Annotated in this window: 2 protein-coding genes and 1 pseudogene; 1 reads left to right on the forward strand and 2 read right to left on the reverse strand. The window is 63.2% G+C overall.

Annotation, left to right across the window (positions count from 1 at the left end):
- Positions 1 to 187: 187 nt before the first annotated feature.
- Complete coding sequence (locus DBR23_RS23765) at positions 188 to 676, reverse strand: acyl-CoA thioesterase (RefSeq protein WP_056058237.1); 489 nt, start codon at positions 674 to 676, stop codon at positions 188 to 190.
- Between the two features lie 118 nt (positions 677 to 794).
- On the opposite strand from DBR23_RS23765, the gene DBR23_RS23770 reads away from it, so the two are divergent.
- Positions 795 to 1,928 (forward strand): sterol desaturase family protein, encoded by a 1,134-nt coding sequence (locus tag DBR23_RS23770; protein WP_056743951.1) that lies wholly within the window; start codon positions 795 to 797, stop codon positions 1,926 to 1,928.
- Between the two features lie 27 nt (positions 1,929 to 1,955).
- Here the strand turns inward: DBR23_RS23770 and DBR23_RS23775 are convergent.
- Positions 1,956 to 2,207: pseudogene (locus DBR23_RS23775) on the reverse strand (DUF4124 domain-containing protein); the annotation flags it as partial.

The raw sequence follows: 2,207 nt of genomic DNA on the forward strand, positions 1-2,207 counted from the left end.
GCGGTGGTGGCCAATGTGCTGTCAGGCATCACCAACGAAATTGACGGCCTGTCCCTGCAGGCGGTGTCATTGGCCGGACGCAGCCGCAACGCGGCCTGAGCAGCACAGCGTGAGAGGCAGAGAAAAGGCCCGGGGCGATGCGCCCAGGGCCTTCGAAGGCGTCCGTTCAAGGCGCCCACTCAACGGGTTACTGCCCGGCGGTTTCTCGCACCTGCTGAAACCGCTGTGCCAGTTCCTTGCGCAGCGTCTTGCGGATCACCGCAGCGTCCCAGCGGCGGCGTTCGTCGGGGGTCGAAGGCGACAGTGGCGGCACCTGCACGGGCTTGCGCGCCTCGTCCACGGCCACCATGGTGAAGAAGCAGCTGTTGACGTGCCGTACCACCTGCGAACGGATCTCTTCGGCCACCACCTTGATGCCGACTTCCATCGACGAGCTGCCCGTGTAGTTCACGCTGGCCAGAAAGGTCACCAGCTCGCCCACATGGATGGGCTGCAAAAACATCACCTGGTCCACGCTCAGCGTCACGGTGTAGCAGCCCGAATAGCGGCTGGCGCACGAGTACGCCACCTGGTCCAGCAGCTTGAGAATGGCGCCGCCGTGCACGTTGCCCGAAAAGTTGGCCATGTCGGGCGACATGAGCACGGTCATGCTGAGTTGGTGTGAAGGGATGTTCATGCAGCGATTTTAGAAAGCTGCGTGTGCTGCGTCGCGTGCAAGTTGAGCCCCGTGCACAGCGGGTGGCGGCTTCGCTACACTCGCGCAGCACCTGCTGACCGGGTGCGAGGAGGAACCGATGATCGAACTAGAAAAACTCAACGAATTCACCGAAAGCCACGGCGCATTGCGCACCGGCAAGGGGCTGGTGTCGGGCGTGATTGCACTCACGCTGGCCATCCTGTGCCTTCTGGGCGTGTTGGCCTTTCACTTCCCCGAGTACCTCACCACGCCGCAGCTGCGCAAGAGCTACGACGTGGCGGTGATACGCAACATCATGCTGGTGGCCATGGCAATTGCGGGCGGCATCTCGTTGGTCAACATCCTGTTCAACCGCGCCCGCTGGCTGGCCACCTTCGCGTTTGCCATCGTGGCGATTGCCGCGCTGCTGGGCGGACACAAGGTGGAGGTGGACCCAAACTTCCCCGACAACACACCCTACATCGGCCTCGACTGGTTCATCCTGGACCTGCTGGGCAGCTCGCTGATCTTCATCTTCATCGAGAAGCTGTTTGCGCTGCGCAAGGACCAGCCCATCTTCCGCGCCGAGTGGCAGACGGACTTTCACCACTTCATCGTCAACCACATGGTGGTGGGTTTTGTGCTGCTGGCCACCAACCTCATCGTGCACAAGTTCTTTGGCTGGGCGGCGAGCGACGGCATTCGCGGCTGGGTGCAGGGGCTGAACTTCTGGGTGGCACTGTTCCTCATCATCCTGGTGGCCGACCTGGTGCAGTACTGGACCCACCGCGCCTACCACGAGGTGCCCCTGCTGTGGCGCCTGCACGCCGTGCACCACAGCGTCAAAAGCATGGACTGGATGGCGGGCTCGCGCCAGCACATCCTGGAGCTGCTGATCACCCGCACGCTGGTGCTGGCCCCCATCTATGTGCTGGGCTTCAGCAAGGAAGTGATCGACGCATACATCGTGGTGGTGGGCTTCCAGGCCGTGTTCAACCACGCCAATGTGAGCGTGCGACTTGGGCCGCTGCGCTACGTGCTGGTCACGCCCAACTTCCACCACTGGCACCACAGCCAGGACCAGGAGGCGCTGGACAAGAACTACGCCGCGCACTTCGCGTTTCTGGACTACCTGTTTGGCACCGCCGTCAAAAGCACCAAGCTCTGGCCCGAGCACTATGGCGTGCTGGGCGACTACGTGCCCAACGGCTTTGTGAAGCAGTTCAAGTTTCCGTTCACCTGGAAGGGGTGAAGAGTTCTCTTTGACAGGGCCGCTGTCTCAGGGCATCGCCGCCAGCTCTCGCTCCAGCACCCGCAGTTGCTCGCGCAGGGCCTCGGTCCGTTCTTCACACGCGGCTTTGGCATCGGCGGCCTTTTCCGCACCCTCCTGCACAAACTGGTTGCCCGACGGCAGGTTGCCGCGCCGCAGCGGCCCTGCCGTGGCCACGGCATTGGGCTGGGCCGTGCATTCACGCTGGTTGCGCTCGATAGCGGCGCGCGCCTGGGGGATGCCCTGGGTCTGCAGGTAGTT

This window comes from Acidovorax sp. HMWF018, from assembly GCF_003061035.1.
Classification (GTDB): Bacteria; Pseudomonadota; Gammaproteobacteria; order Burkholderiales; family Burkholderiaceae_C; genus Acidovorax; species Acidovorax delafieldii.

Coding starts and splice junctions, on each gene's coding strand:
- DBR23_RS23765 (WP_056058237.1), bottom strand. CDS start 676: ATGAACATCCCTTCACACCAACTCAGCATGACCGTGCTCATGTCGCCC.
- DBR23_RS23770 (WP_056743951.1), top strand. CDS start 795: ATGATCGAACTAGAAAAACTCAACGAATTCACCGAAAGCCACGGCGCA.